General features: G+C 63.7%; 14 protein-coding genes. 11 read left to right on the top strand and 3 right to left on the bottom strand.

Features of this window, described 5'->3' with window-relative positions; genetic code table 11:
- The first annotated feature begins 14 nt into the window (after positions 1–14).
- The 7 genes from BXU06_RS09455 to BXU06_RS09430 all read left to right on the top strand — a co-directional run bounded on the left by BXU06_RS09455 (position 15) and on the right by BXU06_RS09430 (position 6,303).
- Positions 15–1,181: an AMP-binding protein gene (locus tag BXU06_RS09455; RefSeq protein WP_077298956.1), complete on the top strand. Its 1,167-nt coding sequence runs from the start codon at positions 15–17 to the stop codon at positions 1,179–1,181.
- Positions 1,181–1,951, top strand: coding sequence for an ABC transporter ATP-binding protein (locus tag BXU06_RS09450; RefSeq protein WP_077298954.1), 771 nt, complete (start codon positions 1,181–1,183; stop codon positions 1,949–1,951). The genes BXU06_RS09455 and BXU06_RS09450 overlap by 1 nt, the downstream gene beginning before the upstream one ends.
- Positions 1,952–1,979: 28 nt before the next feature.
- A complete protein-coding gene (locus BXU06_RS09445; RefSeq protein ID WP_077298952.1) occupies positions 1,980–2,861 on the top strand; it encodes a branched-chain amino acid ABC transporter permease in 882 nt (293 codons plus the stop codon).
- Between the two features lie 23 nt (positions 2,862–2,884).
- Positions 2,885–3,952: a branched-chain amino acid ABC transporter permease gene (locus BXU06_RS09440; protein WP_077298950.1), complete on the top strand. Its 1,068-nt coding sequence runs from the start codon at positions 2,885–2,887 to the stop codon at positions 3,950–3,952.
- Positions 3,953–4,040: 88 nt separating this feature from the next.
- Complete coding sequence (locus BXU06_RS09435; RefSeq protein ID WP_253189436.1) at positions 4,041–5,099, top strand: ABC transporter substrate-binding protein; 1,059 nt, start codon at positions 4,041–4,043, stop codon at positions 5,097–5,099.
- Positions 5,100–5,372 (top strand): hypothetical protein, encoded by a 273-nt coding sequence (locus BXU06_RS18150; RefSeq protein WP_253189435.1) that lies wholly within the window; start codon positions 5,100–5,102, stop codon positions 5,370–5,372.
- Between the two features lie 172 nt (positions 5,373–5,544).
- Positions 5,545–6,303 carry an ABC transporter ATP-binding protein gene (locus BXU06_RS09430; RefSeq protein WP_077298948.1) on the top strand — a complete coding sequence of 253 codons (759 nt, stop codon included), beginning with the start codon at positions 5,545–5,547 and terminating at the stop codon, positions 6,301–6,303.
- 411 nt (positions 6,304–6,714) lie between these two features.
- On the opposite strand, the gene orn is transcribed toward BXU06_RS09430, so the two are convergent.
- Positions 6,715–7,260 (bottom strand): oligoribonuclease, encoded by a 546-nt coding sequence (orn, locus tag BXU06_RS09425; protein ID WP_077298946.1) that lies wholly within the window; start codon positions 7,258–7,260, stop codon positions 6,715–6,717.
- Between the two features lie 100 nt (positions 7,261–7,360).
- On the opposite strand from orn, the gene BXU06_RS09420 reads away from it, so the two are divergent.
- From BXU06_RS09420 to BXU06_RS09410, 3 genes are all read left to right on the top strand, one after another.
- The gene (locus BXU06_RS09420; protein ID WP_077298944.1) at positions 7,361–8,608 is read left to right on the top strand and encodes a M48 family metallopeptidase; all 1,248 of its coding nucleotides are present in this window, start codon (positions 7,361–7,363) and stop codon (positions 8,606–8,608) included.
- Complete coding sequence (gene rsgA / locus BXU06_RS09415) at positions 8,605–9,483, top strand: ribosome small subunit-dependent GTPase A (protein ID WP_077298942.1); 879 nt, start codon at positions 8,605–8,607, stop codon at positions 9,481–9,483. Before BXU06_RS09420 ends, rsgA begins: the two co-directional genes overlap by 4 nt.
- A gap of 219 nt (positions 9,484–9,702) precedes the next feature.
- Positions 9,703–9,927, top strand: coding sequence for a hypothetical protein (locus BXU06_RS09410; protein WP_077298940.1), 225 nt, complete (start codon positions 9,703–9,705; stop codon positions 9,925–9,927).
- Between the two features lie 156 nt (positions 9,928–10,083).
- On the opposite strand, the gene phbB is transcribed toward BXU06_RS09410, so the two are convergent.
- Positions 10,084–10,821, bottom strand: coding sequence for an acetoacetyl-CoA reductase (gene phbB / locus BXU06_RS09405; RefSeq protein WP_077298938.1), 738 nt, complete (start codon positions 10,819–10,821; stop codon positions 10,084–10,086).
- 532 nt (positions 10,822–11,353) lie between these two features.
- On the opposite strand from phbB, the gene BXU06_RS09400 reads away from it, so the two are divergent.
- The gene (locus BXU06_RS09400) at positions 11,354–14,794 is read left to right on the top strand and encodes a hypothetical protein (RefSeq protein WP_077298936.1); all 3,441 of its coding nucleotides are present in this window, start codon (positions 11,354–11,356) and stop codon (positions 14,792–14,794) included.
- Positions 14,795–14,877: 83 nt separating this feature from the next.
- Here the strand turns inward: BXU06_RS09400 and BXU06_RS09395 are convergent, their stop codons facing one another.
- A complete protein-coding gene (locus BXU06_RS09395; RefSeq protein WP_171982179.1) occupies positions 14,878–16,455 on the bottom strand; it encodes a PAS domain-containing methyl-accepting chemotaxis protein in 1,578 nt (525 codons plus the stop codon).
- Positions 16,456–16,665 lie beyond the last annotated feature (210 nt).

The raw sequence follows: 16,665 nt of genomic DNA, 5'->3' as shown, positions 1-16,665 counted from the left end.
GGCGGGGAGGGGTCATGGCTCGCGCATTGTCTTCTGTGGCTCATCCACTGCCCACCCTGCCAGCGGCCTTGCGTCAGCTGGCGCGGCTGCGCGGCAGGCAGATTGGCCTGCGTCACAAGCGGCTGGGCATCTGGCAGGAATTCAGCTGGCAGGCGCTGGCCGATGAGGTGGCCCGGCTGGTCAGTCAGCTGGCCGGGCTGGGGCTGAGCCAGGGAGACACCCTGCTGGTGCTCAGCTCGCCACGACCGGAAGCGCTACTGCTCACCCTGGCAGCCCAGACGCTGGGTGCTGAGGTGACTGCGCTGGACCCGCTGTTGCCCCCCGCCAGCCTGACCCCGTTGTTGCAGTACGCCGCCCCCCGGCTGGTATTTGCCGAAGGGCCTGCACAGCTGGCCCAGACGCAGGCCGCGCTGGGGGCGGACGTGCCGGTGGTGTACGCCGATGGCCAGCGGCTGGGCAAGGCGGCCCACGCCGCCAACCGGGTGGCGTATGCCCAGGCGCTGACCTCCCCACCCGCAGAGGCGTCGATCCTGGCGGTTGACCCCGATGCGGTGGCTTTCCGCTTTTTGCGGCTGAGCGAGGGGGGAATCGAACAATACACGCTGAGCCATGCCTTTTTGCTCGGCGAAGCTGCCCAGCTGATTGCCAGCGAAGGCCTGCAGGCCAGCGACAGTGCGCTGGCCGCGCGGGCATTCGCCGCCACCGCCCAGGTGCGTTACCTGCTGGCACCGTGGCTGGTGGCAGGGTTTGCGCTGAATTTTCCGGAAAACCTGGCCACCCGCGACCACGACCGTCGTGAACTTGGCCCCACCCTGGTGGCGGGCACGCACGACACCTATGGCCGGCTGGCGGCGCTGGTGCAGGCGCGCCTGCCCAATCGCGGCCACTGGCAACGCCGGCTGGTGGACTGGGCGCTGGCCCCGGCACCGGGCGCGCTGCGGCGCGGACTGGGCTACTGGCTGGTGCGGAGGCCGCTGCTTGATGTGCTCGGGCTGATTCACACCCGCCATCCCTTGTTGATTGGTCCGCCGCTGTCTGCCGACACCGAGCGCCTGTTTGCTGCGCTGGGGGTCAAGGTGCGCACCTTGCCCGATCTGGCCGACTGGCAAGCCGTGTTACCACCGGTAAGCGCGGCGGACGATTTTGCTGTCCTGGCGGCCAGCCAGGCGGGAGCCTGCTGATGTCTGCTTCTTCCCTGTTGCGCCTTGAGCATATTTCCCTGTCGTTCAAAGGGGTCAACGCCATTACCGATATCGGTTTTGCCGTGGCCACCGGCGAAATCTGCGCGCTGATCGGCCCGAATGGCGCGGGCAAAAGCTCGCTATTGAACGTCATCAACGGGGTGTACCAGCCGCAGCAAGGTGAAATCCACTTTGCCGGCGAAACACGCCGGCAGATGTCGCCACACCATGCCGCCGAACTGGGCATTGCCCGAACCTTCCAGAACATTGCCTTGTTCAAGGGCATGTCGGTGCTGGACAACGTGTTGAGCGGACGCAACCTGAAAACCCGCAGCAGCTGGCTGGAGCAAACCTTCCGCCTGGGCCGGGTGCATGGCGAGGAAGCCCGCCAGCGCCAGCGGGCGGAAGAAATCATTGCCTTTTTGCATATCCAGCCATGGCGACACGCCATTGTCGGCCAGCTGCCGTACGGCCTGCAAAAGCGGGTTGAGCTGGCGCGCGCGCTGGCAGCAGAACCGCGCTTGCTGTTGCTGGACGAGCCGATGGCCGGGATGAATCAGGAAGAAAAGCAGGCCATGAGCCAGTTCATCATCGACGCCAACCGCGAATTTGGTGCCACGGTGGTGCTGATCGAGCACGACATCGGCGTGGTGATGAGCCTGTCCGACCACATTGTGGTGCTGGACTACGGCAAGAAAGTGGGCGACGGCAGTCCGGAGCAGGTGCGCAGCAATCCGGATGTGATTGCTGCCTACCTGGGTAACCACTGAACGGCGCAGGCCGGCGCGAGGAAAGCGTATGTCTTTTTTGATTGAAGTGTTGCTCGGCGGGCTGCTGGCCGGGGTGATGTATTCGCTGGTCGCCATCGGCTTTGTGCTGATCTACAAGGCATCCGGGGTATTCAACTTTGCCCAGGGCTCGATGGTGCTGTTTGCCGCGCTGACTTTTGTCAGCCTGCTGGAGCGGGGCGTCCCGTTTGCGCTGGCGCTGGCCATCACCCTGCTGGCCATGCTGGTGCTGGCCTTGCTGATCGAACGGCTGGTGCTGCAGCACCTGGTTAACCGGCCACCGATCACCCTGTTCATGGCCACGCTGGGGCTGAGCTACATCATCGAGGGCGGTGCCCAGGTGCTGTGGGGCTCGCAGGTGCATGGCCTGGAACTGGGCATTGACGATGTGCCGCTGGAAGTTGGACCCTTGTTGCTGTCGCAGTTTGATTTGTTTGCCGCTGCCACTGCCGGCGTGCTGGTGGCGCTGCTGTCGCTGTTGTTCAGCCGCACCCGCATTGGCCTGTCGCTACGCGCCGTGGCCGACGATCCACTGGCGGCGCTGGCGGTGGGCGTGCGCCTGCGGCGGATGTGGGCAATTGTCTGGGCGGTGGCCGGCTTTGTCGGGCTGGTGGCCGGGTTGTTGTGGGGGGCGCGGCTGGGGGTGCAGTTTTCCCTGTCGCTGATTGTGCTCAAGGCGCTGCCAGTGCTGATCATCGGTGGGTTTACCTCAATCGGCGGTGCCATTGTCGGCGGCCTGCTGATTGGTGCCAGCGAAAAACTGGCCGAGGTGTATATCGGCCCGCTGGTGGGCGGCGGCATTGAAAACTGGTTCCCCTATGTGCTGGCGCTGGGCTTCTTGCTGGTGCGTCCGGCAGGGTTGTTTGGCGAGCGCGCCATCGAGCGGGTGTAACCCGCACTATCAGGAGCATCAAGATGTTTTATCTGGAATCCGGCCAGTTTTCCACCGCCTACCGCCAGGACCGTCGGCTGTTTCGTCTGCGCCAGGAGCGGCTGGCCCTGTGGCTGACCGTGCTGGCCGCCTATACGGTGATTCCGTGGCTGGGCAATGATTACTGGTTCAGCGCCATTCTGATTCCGTTTCTGGTGCTGTCGCTGGCCGGGCTGGGGCTGAACCTGCTCACCGGCTACGCCGGCCAGCTGTCGCTGGGCTCGGCAGCCTTCATGGCGGTGGGTGCCTTTGCCACCTACAACCTGCTGTTGCGCCTGCCGGGCTTGCCGCTGCTGGCCGGCATTGGCCTGGGCGGTCTGGTGGCGGCGGCAGTGGGCGTGCTGGTGGGCTTGCCCAGCGGGCGGATCAAGGGGTTTTACCTGCTGGTGTCCACCCTGGCGGCGCAGTTTTTTGTGCAGTGGGTGCTGACCAAATTCAGCTGGTTTTCCAATGACAGCGCCTCCGGGGTGATTACTGCACCGCCGCTGCTGCTGGCCGGCCAGGATTTCAGTTCGCCGCTGGGCCGCTATCTGCTCACGCTGAGCGTGGTACTGCCGCTGGTGCTGCTGGCGCGCAACCTGTTGCACAGCGAGCTGGGCCGCTACTGGATGGCGGTGCGCGATATGGACACGGCAGCTGCCGTGATCGGCATCCCGGTGTTCAAGGCCAAGCTGCTGGCCTTTGCCATCAGCAGCTTCATCCTTGGCGTGGCCGGGGCGCTGTGGGCGTTCACCTATCTGGGCACGGTTGAACCACATGGCTTTGACCTGAACCGGTCATTCCAGGTGCTGTTCATCATCATCATTGGCGGCATGGGCAGCATCCTTGGCAACTTCCTGGGGGCCGCGTTCATCGTGCTGCTGCCGGTGGCGCTGTCGGTGTTGTCCGGCGTGTATTTTGCCGACTGGTTGCCCTCTGGTCAGCTGGAAAACCTGCAAAAAATCATTTTTGGCGCACTGATCATCGTGTTCCTGATCAAGGAGCCCGATGGCCTGGCCCGGCTGTGGCAACAGGCACGCGCCCGGCTGCGGGTGTGGCCGCTACGTTACTGAGCCACGCGCCGCCCAAACCGATTGCACCGTATTCACACCGTCACACCCATCGGGCATTTCTACCCTTCTCTACAGGAGTTTGTTATCCATGGCACGATCCTCCCTTCGCGCACTCCCGCTGGCGCTGGCCATCGGCCTGGCCGCCTTCAGCAGCAGCAGCCAGGCGGCGGGTGAGCAGTATTTTCCGTTGCAAAGCTACCGCGTCGGCCCCTACGCCGCGGGCGGCACTGGCTTTTTTGGCGGGTTTATTGATTACCTGCAATACATCAACGCCAAGGAAGGCGGCGTCAATGGCGTCAAGCTGACCTGGAGCGAATGCGAAACCGAATACGTGGTGGAAAAAGGCGTGGAGTGCTACGAGCGCCTGAAAAAAGGCCTGAACGGCGCGCCGGCGGCAGCCACCAATCCGCTGTCGGTGGGCATTGCCTACGCCACGCTGGACCGCTCCACCGCCGACAAGCTGCCGCTGATCACCATCAACCATGGCCGTACCGACTCCACCGACGGCAGCGTGTTTCCGTATGTGTTCCCGCTGCAGCTGAACCCGTACTCGGAAGTCTCAGCCATCATCAACTACATCGGGCAAAAGAGCGGCGGGCTGGACAAGCTCAAGGGCAAGAAAATCGTCACCCTGTTCCACGGCTCGCCCTACGGCAAGGAAACCAACCCGATTCTGGAATTGCTGGCCAAGAAATACGGCTTTCAGCTGACCCTGCTGGAAGTGCCGCATCCCGGCAACGAACAGCAATCGCAGTGGCTGACCATCCGCAAGGAAAAACCCGACTGGGTGATTTTGCGCGGCTGGGGGGTGATGAACCCGGTGGCGCTGAAAACCGCACAGAAAACCGGCTTCCCGGTTGACCACATCATCGGCAATATCTGGTCCAACTCGGAAGACGACGCCGCCCCGGCTGGTGCCGCCGCCAAGGGCTATGTGTCGATCACCACCCACCCGTCTGGTACTCAGTTCCCGGTGCTGCAGGGCATCAAGACCACCGTGGTTGATGCCGGCAAGGGCAATCTGGCCGACCCGAAACGCTTTGGCAATGTGTATTACAACCTGGGCGTGGTGAATGGCATTCTCAACGTGGAAGCCGTGCGCGTGGCGCAAGCCAAGTTTGGCAACAAGCCGCTAAGCGGCGAGTAGGTGCGCTGGGGCTTCGAGCATCTGAAGTTTGATGAAAAACGCCTGAAGGAAGTGGGTGCCTACGGCCTGCTGCAACCGCTGAAGCTGTCGTGCGCGGACCACGAAGGCGGCGGCGCGGTGCGCTTCCAGCAGTGGGATGGCAAGCAGTGGAAGGTGATTTCCGACTGGGTGCAAGCCGACCGCGCGCTGCTGCGCCCGATCATCGAAACCTCGTCCAAGGCCTACGCCAAGGAAAAGGGCATCACCCCGCGTGATTGCAGCAAGGAATCCTGAGGAAACGCTGAAACAATTGTCATCCCCGCGAAGGCGGGGATCCAGGGTGTTGATTTTGCTGGATTTTGCTTTTGGCAAACACGATTTTCCTGAATCAATCAGCGCATTCCTGAGTCTTCCACCTGACTTGCGGCGGGGCATTTGCCCCGCCAGCTCTTGCCCCGGAGCCGCCATGAGCCAACCCCCATTACTCCAACTGGACCAGATCAAGGTGGTCTACCAGCAGGTGATTCTGGCCGTCAGCGACATTTCCCTGACCGTACCCGACGGCCAGATTGTCGCCCTGCTGGGTGCCAACGGTGCCGGCAAAAGCACCACGCTGAAAACCATTTCCGGGCTGATCAGCGCCGAACGCGGCGAACTGGCCCACGGCAGCATTCACTACCAGGGCCAGCCCATCACCACCGCCCAGGCATCCAGCCTGGTAGAGGCCGGCCTGGTGCAGGTGCTGGAAGGCCGCCACTGCTTTGCCCACCTCACCGTGGAAGAAAACCTGCTGACTGGCGCACTCAGCCGCCGGGTGTCACGGGCCACGCTCAAGCAGGATCTGGAACGGATTTACCATTACTTTCCGCGCCTGTACGCCCGCCGGCGCGCCCAGGCCGGCTATACCTCCGGCGGCGAACAGCAGATGGTGGCAATTGGCCGCGCGCTGATGGCCAAACCGCGTCTGGTGCTGCTGGATGAACCGTCGATGGGCCTGGCTCCGCTGATTGTTGACGAGATTTTCACCATTGTGCAGCAGCTGAACCAGCAGGAAAACGTCAGCTTCTTGCTGGCCGAGCAGAATGCCAACCTGGCGCTGCATTACGCCAATTACGCCTACATCATCGAAAATGGCCGGGTTGCCCTGTCTGGCCCGGCTGACGCCCTGCGCGCGCGCAGCGATGTGCAGCAGTTTTATCTGGGGCAGGCGGCGCTGGCGGCATGATTCAATCCGGCCCACACTGGTGCGCGCCAGTGCGGGCGCTGCTTGTGTGCTGCGGATAAAACCACGCTGGCGCAGACGGTGTGGCAAGGCGGTGCAACAACGCCAGGAGGGGGCTCGCGGTGTTTAGTCATCCGGTGCCTCTTTCTATTGCGCCTCGCGCCCCAGCAGTTGCGCCCAGCGCGGGTCTTGCCGGGTGGCCTCGGCCAGGCGTTCGGTGTCTTCGGGCATGGCGATGGGATGACGGCGTGAGGAAGATGACAGGGAGTGTAAGCAGGATGGGCGGGGGGCGCACTCTGGATCTTGCGCTTGAATTTTTTTAGCAGAAGGCGTCCTGCGCAGACATGCGCGTTGGGTGTGTTACCCCCAATGGGGCGCAACACACCCAACCCCCACAACACGGGGCGTGCGTCATCACAGGCGGATGAAATGCTCGCGGTAATACTTCATTTCTTCAATCGACTCATAAATATCCGCCAGCGCCTCATGCTTGCCATGCTTGCGCAGGCCTTTGGCCAGCTCCGGCTTCCAGCGCTTGACCAGCTCCTTCAGCGTGGACACGTCCAGATTGCGGTAATGAAAATGCGCTTCCAGCGCCGGCATCCAGCGCGCCATGAAGCGGCGGTCCTGGCAGATGGAATTGCCGCACATCGGCGAGGCGCGGCCCGGCACATATTCGCGCAAGAACGCCAGCATCTGCTCCTGGGCGGCCAGTTCGTCCAGGGTGGAAGCCTTGACCTTGTCAATCAGGCCGGAGCGGCCATGGGTGGATTTGTTCCAGTCGTCCATGCCGTCGAGCACGGCGTCGGTCTGGTGGATCACCAGCACCGGCGATTCGGCCACGGTATTGAGCTGGCTATCGGTAATCACCACCGCCATCTCGATGATGTGGTCACGATCCGGCTCCAGGCCGGTCATTTCCATATCCAGCCAGATGAGGTTGTTCTGATCCTGTGCCATAATGCCTATCGTCTTCTGTCCAAAATACGGCTATTGTCGCATGAACCTGGCCGTTCTGCGGCAGTCCCATGTCCTTCTCGATCTGTTGTGGCCCTCCTGAATGAACTCCCCGTTTACCGTGTTGTTTTTGCTGGCGCTGGCCAGTTCAACCGGCTTGCGCCTGTGGCTGGCGCAGCGCCAGTTTCGTCATGTGGCCGCCCACCGTCAGGCGGTGCCGACGGATTTTGTCGGCCAGGTGCCGCTGGAGGCGCATCAAAAGGCGGCAGATTACACCTGCGCCAAGGTGCGGCTGGGGCAGCTGGACACCCTGCTGGACGCCGCCGTGCTGCTGGGGCTGACGCTGGGCGGCGGCATCGACTGGCTGGCGCGGCTGTGGGCGGGCTGGCTGGGCGCGCCGCTGTGGCAGGGGGTGGCGGTGATTGCCTCGGCCCTGCTGATCAGCGGGCTGCTGGGCCTGCCGCTAAGCCTGCTGGCCACCTTTGGGGTGGAAGCACGGTTTGGCTTTAACCGCACCACGCCGGCGCTGTATCTGGCCGACCTGGCCAAGTCGGTGCTGCTGGGCGCGCTGCTGGGCCTGCCGCTGCTGGCGCTGGTGCTGTGGCTGCTGACCGCGCTGGGCAGTCAGGCCTGGCTGGCGGTATGGGCGGTGTGGGTGGGGTTCAGCCTGGTGCTGATGGTGGTGTTTCCCACCCTGATTGCCCCCCTGTTCAACCGTTTTGTGCCGCTGGACAACCCGGCACTGAAAAGCCGGATCGAAGCCTTGCTGCTGCGCTGCGGCTTTCGCGCCAGCGGGGTGTTTGTCATGGACGGCTCGCGCCGCTCCAGCCATGGCAATGCCTATTTCACCGGCTTTGGCCGGGCCAAGCGCATTGTGTTTTTTGACACACTGATGCAGCAATTGAGCCCGAGTGAAATCGAGGCGGTGCTGGCGCACGAGCTGGGGCATTTTCATCACCGGCATATTGTCCAGCGCATGCTGACCAGCTTTGCCTTATCGCTGGCGGTGCTGGCCGGGCTGCAATGGCTGCTGGGCACCAGCTGGTTTCAGCCGGCGCTGGGGGTGAACACCGCCTCGCTGGCCAGTGGCCTGCTGTTATTCATGCTGGCGCTGCCGGTGTTCAGTTTTCCGCTGACGCCGCTGACCAGCCTGCTGTCGCGCCGGCATGAATACCAGGCCGACGCCTTTGCCGCCCGTCACGCCTCGGCCAACGACCTGACCCACGCGCTGGTCAAGCTGTACCGCGACAACGCCGCTACCCTGACTCCCGACCCGCTGCATTCGCAGTTTTATGATTCCCACCCGCCGGCAAGCTTGCGCATTGCCCACCTGAAAGACCTGCCTGCATGACGTTGACTTGCTCCGGACAGATTATCACCAGCTATGGCCGTCGTTATATTGTAGAAACCCCCGACGGCACCTTGTACGACTGCACCACCCGTGGCAAAAAAACCGACTACGCCTGCGGCGATGGCGTGGACATCCTGGTGCAAAACGCCGAACAGGCGGTGATTGAACGCGCCCAGCCCCGGCGCAGCCTGCTGTACCGTTCGGACAGTTTTCGCAGCAAGCTGATTGCCGCCAATGTCACCCAGCTGGCCATTGTGCTGGCCCCGGTGCCCACCTTCAACGACGAACTGCTCAACCGCTGCCTGGTGGCGGCAGAATCCGCCGCCATTGCCCCGCTGATTGTGCTGAACAAGTGCGACCTGCCGCAGGCAGACGCCGCCCGCGAGCGGCTGGCGGGCTGGCTGGGGCTGGGCTATCCGCTGCTCACCCTGTCGGCGCAAGAAGATGTCAGCGCCCTGCGCGCCCATTTGCAGGGGCACACCAGCGTGCTGGTGGGGCAGTCCGGCATGGGCAAGTCCACCATCACCAATGCGCTGCTGCCGGCAGCGCGGGCGCGGGTGGGAGAAATTTCCACCGCGCTGGATTCTGGCCGCCACACCACCACCCACGCCCAGCTCTACCATCTGGACGCCGACAGCCACCTGATTGACTCCCCCGGCCTGCAGGAATTCGGCCTGCGCCACCTGCCGGCAGACGAGCTGATTTACCATTTTCCCGATCTGCGCCCGTATATCGGCCAATGCCGCTTTCACAACTGCAGCCACCGGGTAGAGCCGGGCTGTGCGCTGATTCAGGCCGGGCAAACCGGCGCAGTGCGGCCAGAGCGGCTGGCGTTTTTCCAGAAACTCACCAGCGAACTGAGCACGCGCGGTTAAGCGCTACTCAGCGTTTCGGTGAAGACGCAGCAGGCAGCGGCCAGGGCAGAAAATCCGCCGGCAAGGCCGCTTTCGTCCCCTGCGCCCGCCACCCGGATTGGCCTGCCCGCGTCTGTGCGCTGGCGCACAGACGCTGTGCAAAGGCCACCGCATGATCTCCCCATCCCGGTGTCCGACTGGCAATACCGCTGCGGGGACACCGAGCACAAGGAGTGTGATATGGACTGGACCAACGCTGAAGAAAACTGGAAACATTTCTCCACCAAGCTGAAATCGCGCTGGGGCAAGCTCTCCGACCAAAACCTGGCCCTGGTGGCCGGCAAGCGCGAAGCCTTGCTGACCACGCTGCAAAAGCTGTACGACATGAGCCCGGAAGAAGCCGACAAGCAAGTGAAGAGCTTTGAAGATCACACCAAGAATTTTGTGCCCAAACCGGCGGTGTGATTCAGCGGCACCCCACGTGGCAGCCGCACCGCCGGCTTGACGCCGGCCCGCCGTGTGAGTGGCCCCCATGCAACACGCCCGGTTCCGCAATGCGGAAACCGGGCGTGTTGCATGGGAGTGTGAGCAATACGGCAACCCACACCAGTCAGTGCGGGTTTACATCATGTGCTGACCACCGTTGATGGCCAGATTGGCTCCGGTGATAAAGCCTGCCAGATCAGACGACAGATAGGTAATCAGGCCGGCAATTTCTTCTGGCTGGCCCAAACGCCCCACTGGAATGCCGGCGATGATCTTGTTGCGCACTTCTTCCGGCACCGCCATCACCATATCAGTGCCGATATAACCCGGCGACACGGTGTTGACGGTCACGCCCTTCTTGGCCACTTCCTGCGCCAGCGCCATGGTAAAGCCGTGCATGCCGGCCTTGGCGGCAGAATAGTTGGTTTGGCCGAACTGGCCCTTCTGGCCGTTGATCGACGAGATATTGATCACCCGTCCCCAACCGCGTTCGACCATGCCATCCACAATCGGCTTGCACAGATTGAACAGCGAATCCAGGTTGGTGCGCATCACCAGATCCCAGTCTACCTTGTTCATCTTCTTGAAAGTGCCATCGCGGGTAATCCCGGCGTTGTTGACCAGAATGTCCACCGGGCCTACTTCAGCAGCCAGCTGCGCCACCATCGCCGCGCAGGCGTCGGTGTCGGTCACATCGCACAGATAAGCGTGGGCGGTGTAGCCCTGTTCTTTCATATTGGCCAGCCATTCCACTTCCTTGCCAGCCTTGCTGTAGGTGGTCACCACGGTGCAGCCTGCATTCGCCAGCGCCTTGCAGATGGCCGTGCCAATGCCACCCATCCCGCCGGTAACCAGTGCAATTTTTTTCGTCATGGGTTCTCTCTCCGTCTGTGATCGGTGATGTTCTGTCAGGCCGGGGTCTGTGCCCGTGCCTTGTCTGGGCCACTGTGCGGCCCTAATGGGCACCACGCATGGCCTGCCGGACGCGCGATGTGTCGGTGCGGGTTCTGTGCCCCTTTTTGCAGCCGAACGCTGTGCCAGCCCTATGGTTATAGCATTAAATTTTTGCTTTGGTGTGACGACTTGTCGTGCAATGCAGCATTATGGCCCAGGCAAACCCTGTGCCCACGGGGCTTCCCGGCGCATGAGTCACTCGCCATCGGGATAAAGTGCAAAGAAAATACGCATGAAAGCCGGTTTTATCCGGTTTTGCCCACGCTTGCGCTAGAAACCGGGCGGATGCTGCATCGCCACAGGCGGAGGGGAAAAAATTGGCCAGAGCGGGGTACGGGTCAGCCCATCCCCAAAATGCACCCACGCTGCCAGGTTAAATGGCCAGAACAAGAACAAGCCGCCAGACCAACGCGCTAGAATGCCAACATTGCCACCCGGATTGCCCGCTGCCATGTTGCGCTTTGACCAGACCGACCTGTTCCCCAACCAGCCCCCTGGCGATGTGTTTCACCAGTTTGTCAGCGAGTTTTTTGCCGACGCCACACCTGATTTGCGCAGCTTTCAGGCGCCCGGCAAGGATGGTGCCATTGATCTGTATTCCCCCAGCCAGGGCTGTGTGTGGGAATGCAAATATGTGGCCCAAGACGGCTGGGACGCCGTGCAGCCGCGCTGGGCCGAGGTGGCCAAACACTTGCGCGACAATCTGCTTGACCACGCGCCCAAACAAAAGCAATACCAACCCTGGTACAACAGCCAGACGCCAATCCGGCGCTATCGGTTTTGCACCAGCGCCCGCTTGAGCAATCAAGGCCAATGCGACGCCCTGGCCGGACAAATACGCCAGCAGTTTCAGGAGCTCGCCCAGCGCGCCGGGCTGGCGCACCTGGACAACATCGCAGTCGAGATTTTCACCTGGGATGATTTTGCCAGCCAACTTGCCCCGCGCCACGCCTTGCGCACGCGCTGGTTTCCACCCGACTTGCCCACCGGCTATCGCAGCCTGAGCCGCGAGCTGGCGCGCACTCGCCCCAAGTTGCATCAGTATCTGTACCACAGCAGCACATTGCGCTATGTGCCGGTGTCCAGCGCGCTCAGCCCGGCGGCGCAGCTGGAAGCACTAGAGCAGCGCATCGCAGACAATAGCCAGTTCAGCAGCGTGCTGCATGGGCGCGGTGGTGCCGGCAAATCGCGGCTGCAATGGGAAATCGGCCTGGCCGCCCAGCAGGCTGGCTGGCGGGTGTGGCTGCTGGACGCCCACTTGGCCCAGCCCGATCAACTGGCCGAGGCGCTGCGCGAGCCCTGCGCGCAACCCACCCTGCTGCTGATGGACTATATCGAGCGCTGCGACAGCTGGGACAACTGGCTATACGCGCTGCAAGCCGCCGCCGACCACGGCGCCCGCGTTCACCTGCTGGGTGCCTGCCGCAATAGCTGGCTGGAACGGCTGGACCCCTGGCAAACCGCCCAGCTGGCGCTGCCGGACGTGCAGCCCGACACCGTGCAGGGTATTTTGCGCCAGCGCGATGGTTTGCTGGATTTCGCCGATGTGTGCGGCGGCGTGCCGGTGTTTGCGGTGTTTTTGTGCCTGCTGGCCGACCAGCAACGCCATGCCGAGCTCAGTGCCCTGCGAGGCGCGCCGGATTTTCGCCGCTGGCTGAGCGTACATCTGGCCCGCCTGCCTGACGGCCAGCCCGAAGACATGGCCGGGCTGGTGGAGCTGCTGATCAGCCTGCCCGGCAGCGACGCCGCGCGGCAGGCACTGGAGGCCGCCACGCCGTCGGCCAGCCGCTACCGCCACCAATTGCTCCACGATGGCTGGTTGCTGGAAACCCCACACGCACCGCCCGATGAGCGCTGGAGCACGCTGCACGATGTGCTGGCCGATGGTGCGCTGCTGAACTGGCTGCACACCACAACACCGCGCATCGCCAATGGCCAGGTGCAGCGCTGGCTGCACGCCGCCGCCGCACGCGGGCAATTGCGCACCCAGCTGCGCAGCTGGCAGCGGGTGGCCACCGAAGCCAGCGTGCAAGCCCTGGACTGGCCCACCCTGCTGACGCCGCCTGCCCAGCATGCCGATATATGGTGCGCCGCTCACGACGCCATCCTGAACGCTGGTCTGCTCTCTCCCCTGGCCGCGCTACGCTGGCTGGCCGCCCGCCACGCCAACCCTCACCACGCCGCCAGCACCCCCGCCGTGCACCTGGCCGTGGCCAATGCCGCCAAAGCCTGGCAAACCCACCCCGCCCAAACGCCAGCCGACCATGCCATGTTGATCGGCTGGCTGGATGCGCTTAGCGCCACGCTCACCGGCCACGGCGCGCCTGCGCCAGCCCTGCTGGGCAACCACGCCCTGGTACAGGCGCTACGCTGCGACCCCGCACGCTACGCCAGCGCCGCCGAAAGCTGGCTGGCGCAACACCACGAACAAGAACAAGCACAATTCCTGCTCAACGTCTGGCTAAAACACCAACCCCACCCCACCATTGCTCCCCTCTGCCTGCACTGGCTGCGCCGCCACGGCCACAAACCGGTGGCCAGTTTTGTGCTGAAAGCCTGGCTGGACGCCGGCGGCGAGCGGGAGCCCGTGCGCGCCGCCGTGCTGGCCTGGCTGGCCCAGCACCCTGACGCGGCAGAAGCGCGGTTTGTGCTGACAGCCTGGCTGGACGCCAGCGGCGAGCGGGAGCCCGTGCGCGCCGCCGTGCTGGCCTGGCTGGCCCAGCACCCTGACGCGGCAGAAGCCTGCTTTGTGCTGACAGCCTGGCTGGACGCCGGCGGCGAGCGGGAGCCCGTGCGCGCCGCCGTGCTGGCCTGGCTAGCCCAGCACTCTGACGCGGCAGAAGCCTGCTTTGTGCTGAAAGCCTGGCTGGACGCCGGCGGCGAGCGGGAGCCCGTGCGCGCCGCCGTGCTGGCCTGGCTGGCCCAGCACTCTGACGCGGCAGAAGCCTGCTTTGTGCTGACAGCCTGGCTGGACGCCGGCGGCGAGCGGGAGCCCGTGCGCGCCGCCGTGCTGGCCTGGCTGGCCCAGCACCCTGACGCGGCAGAAGCGCAGTTTGTGCTGACAGCCTGGCTGGACGCCGGCGGCGAGCGGGAGCCCGTGCGCGCCGCCGTGCTGGCCTGGCTGGCCCAGCACCCTGACGCGGCAGAAGCGCGGTTTGTGCTGAAAGCCTGGCTGGACGCCAGCGGCGAGCGGGAGCCCGTGGAGGCTGTTGCCCAGCATTGGTTTGCTCGTCCTGGCAATGCGCTGAGTGATGGTGCGGGTTTTCTGCTACGTGCCTATGGCGACCATAGCAGGCACTTGCCACCATGGCTTCACCCTTATGCTTGCACCTGGTTGGAATGTCATTGGCAACAGCCGGATGCAGTATATGCACTGAAATATATTGTCAAAATTCGCCCGCTGCCTGCCAGCACGGTGGAGGCTGGTGTGGCATGGTGCGTGCGCCATGCCAACGATCCGGATGCGGTGTTTCGCTTGGCTGGCTTGCCCGTCGGCGCTTTAGCTGTGGCCAGTGACCGCACCGCCTTGCTGGCAGATGTGGCTACGGTGTTGGTGGCGCAGTTGCCCAAAATGGCAGCCAGTCACATCAGTTTGCAGCGCGGTCTGCTGTGCCTGGCCAATGTCTGGCGTTTGCGTGGGGTGACGGTCGAGGCGCAAGTTCTGCTGGCGCAGGCGGCATGCCAAGTGGTGCGCTTGCTGGCAGATGGTCAGCTGGCAAAGCGTCTGGCGGCGTTGCACATGCCAGACAAAGTTGCCAGGCTATTGGCCAGCACCAATTGGGCCACCTTGTTGCCGCTGGGAGCGCCTGCCCATGCGGACCCGCTATTGCACCAGGGCGAACAAGCCTTGCTCCAGTGCTGCGATGCCTGGGCCGCTGCACCGGCACGGTAAGCTTCGGGAGGCTCGCTTTTGCTGATGCGGGGGCTTCAGCGGCATTGCGCCGGCCAGCGGGATGGCGCGCGCCAGTGCCCGGCTTACCCACCCGCCTCAAAATGGCGGGCCAGCCGGGTCATTTGTTCGGCCTGCTTGAGCAGGTCGTCGATCATGCCACGGGCCAGCTGCACGGCGTGGGCCGAGGCTTCCAGCTGTTCGCTGACGTTGACCGTGCGGTTGACCAGATCGTGCGAGGTGATTGACTGCTGGTGGTTGGTTTCGGCAATGCCGCGCACCATGTCGTTCACCTGTTCGCTGGCCTCGACAATGTGCTGCAGGGTATCCATGGTGCTGGCCAGTTGCTGTTCGCCAGCGGCGGTATGGGCACCCACCTGTTCCATGGCGGCCACCACTGACTCGGTGACGCCGGTGATTTCGCTGACCAGGCTGTGGATTTCGCCGGTGCTCAGGCTGGTGCGCTCGGCCAGTTTGCGCACTTCGTCGGCCACCACGGCAAAGCCGCGTCCGGCCTCGCCAGCGCGGGCAGCTTCAATGGCCGCGTTCAGTGCCAGCAGGTTGGTCTGGTCGGCAATGCCGCGAATGGTTTCGGTCACGCTGGCAATATTGCCCACCGCCTGGTGCAGGCTGGTGATGGTGCCCTGGGCGCTGCGCATCATGCTGGCGGCTTGCCGGGTGTCTTCGCGGGTGGCCCCCATGCGCGCTTCACCGGTTTGCGCCAGCCCTCTGGCGCTGTCGGTGTGGTCGGCGGCCACCTGGGCATTGTCGGCCACCTGGGTGATCGACGCGCTCATTTGCTCGATGGCCGCCGAGATGGCGCAGGCGCTGTCGGCCTGGTTGTCAAAGCGCTGCATCATTTCCTGCATGCTGCGGTTAAGCTGCTCGCCCCGGCTTTCCACCAGCCTGGCGCTGTGCAGCAGGTCGTCGATAATCACCTTGATATGCACCTGCATGGCGGCCAGGCCGGATTCAATCTGGCCGATTTCGTCTTCGCGTTCGGTCGAGAGCGGGTTGGTCAGCACGCCTTCGGCAATGCGGGCAAAGGTGTGGTTGATTAGCGCATAGCGGCGGCGGGCGCGGCCATAGGCCAGCCAGGCCTGCAACGAGGCCAGCAGCATCAGCCCCACCCCGCCCCATCTGGCCCACGGGCTGTCCACCAGCGCCATGGTCAGCACCATGCTGTTGACCAGCAGCAGGGCGGCAATGATCTTGACTGAAGAGGTCAGCCGGGCGCGACGCGGTTTTTTCAGCCGGCCATCCCGGCCCAGCTGGCGGTGCAGCGCTTCGGCCTGGGCGATGGCGCTACGCTCGGCGGGGGCGCGAACCGACATATAGCCCACGGTTTGCCCACGCTGGCGAATGGGCACCACAAATGCCGACACCCAGTAGTGGTCGCCGTTTTTGCAGCGGTTCTTGACCAGGCCCTGCCACGGCTTGTCGCGCTTGAGGGTTTTCCACATGTCGTCAAACAGGGTGGGCGGCATGTCCGGATGACGAACAATATTGTGATTGGTGCCGATCAGTTCATTGCGGTCAAAACCGGAAATCTCGACAAAGGCATCGTTGGCGTAGGTGATGATGCCTTTCAGATCGGTTTTGGTCACAATCGTGCCCTGGGTAAATGGACGTTCCCGTCCACTTACCGGCTGGTTGAGTTTCATCCCCTGACTACCTCTTGAAAAATGCTGCGTGCCGGCTGTCTTGGCGCAGTGGCTACGCAAATACACCCCGAGTGGCTGGCCTGCAGACAGGCCCGCCGCGCCAGCCCGTGCGGGCAAGACAACACATGTTTCCGGCCCATGTGGAGGCCGGTTGACTACAATGCTCATGACCGTCTCCCATCCGGTGTGGCGCACGTCTATTGCGGCGGC

The sequence above is a fragment of the Aquaspirillum sp. LM1 genome (genome assembly GCF_002002905.1).
In the GTDB taxonomy this organism is placed as follows: domain Bacteria; phylum Pseudomonadota; class Gammaproteobacteria; order Burkholderiales; family Aquaspirillaceae; genus Rivihabitans.
Note: the sequence above shows the minus strand (reverse complement) of the source record. Positions and strands in the feature narration are given on the sequence as shown.

Bases quoted from the DNA above. Each gene is read 5' to 3' on its own strand.
- BXU06_RS09455 (WP_077298956.1), top strand. From the start codon at position 15: ATGGCTCGCGCATTGTCTTCTGTGGCTCATCCACTGCCCACCCTGCCA.
- BXU06_RS09450 (WP_077298954.1), top strand. From the start codon at position 1,181: ATGTCTGCTTCTTCCCTGTTGCGCCTTGAGCATATTTCCCTGTCGTTC.
- BXU06_RS09445 (WP_077298952.1), top strand. From the start codon at position 1,980: ATGTCTTTTTTGATTGAAGTGTTGCTCGGCGGGCTGCTGGCCGGGGTG.
- BXU06_RS09440 (WP_077298950.1), top strand. From the start codon at position 2,885: ATGTTTTATCTGGAATCCGGCCAGTTTTCCACCGCCTACCGCCAGGAC.
- BXU06_RS09435 (WP_253189436.1), top strand. From the start codon at position 4,041: ATGGCACGATCCTCCCTTCGCGCACTCCCGCTGGCGCTGGCCATCGGC.
- BXU06_RS09430 (WP_077298948.1), top strand. From the start codon at position 5,545: ATGAGCCAACCCCCATTACTCCAACTGGACCAGATCAAGGTGGTCTAC.
- orn (WP_077298946.1), bottom strand. From the start codon at position 7,260: ATGGCACAGGATCAGAACAACCTCATCTGGCTGGATATGGAAATGACC.
- BXU06_RS09420 (WP_077298944.1), top strand. From the start codon at position 7,361: ATGAACTCCCCGTTTACCGTGTTGTTTTTGCTGGCGCTGGCCAGTTCA.
- rsgA (WP_077298942.1), top strand. From the start codon at position 8,605: ATGACGTTGACTTGCTCCGGACAGATTATCACCAGCTATGGCCGTCGT.
- BXU06_RS09410 (WP_077298940.1), top strand. From the start codon at position 9,703: ATGGACTGGACCAACGCTGAAGAAAACTGGAAACATTTCTCCACCAAG.
- phbB (WP_077298938.1), bottom strand. From the start codon at position 10,821: ATGACGAAAAAAATTGCACTGGTTACCGGCGGGATGGGTGGCATTGGC.
- BXU06_RS09400 (WP_077298936.1), top strand. From the start codon at position 11,354: ATGTTGCGCTTTGACCAGACCGACCTGTTCCCCAACCAGCCCCCTGGC.
- BXU06_RS09395 (WP_171982179.1), bottom strand. From the start codon at position 16,455: ATGAAACTCAACCAGCCGGTAAGTGGACGGGAACGTCCATTTACCCAG.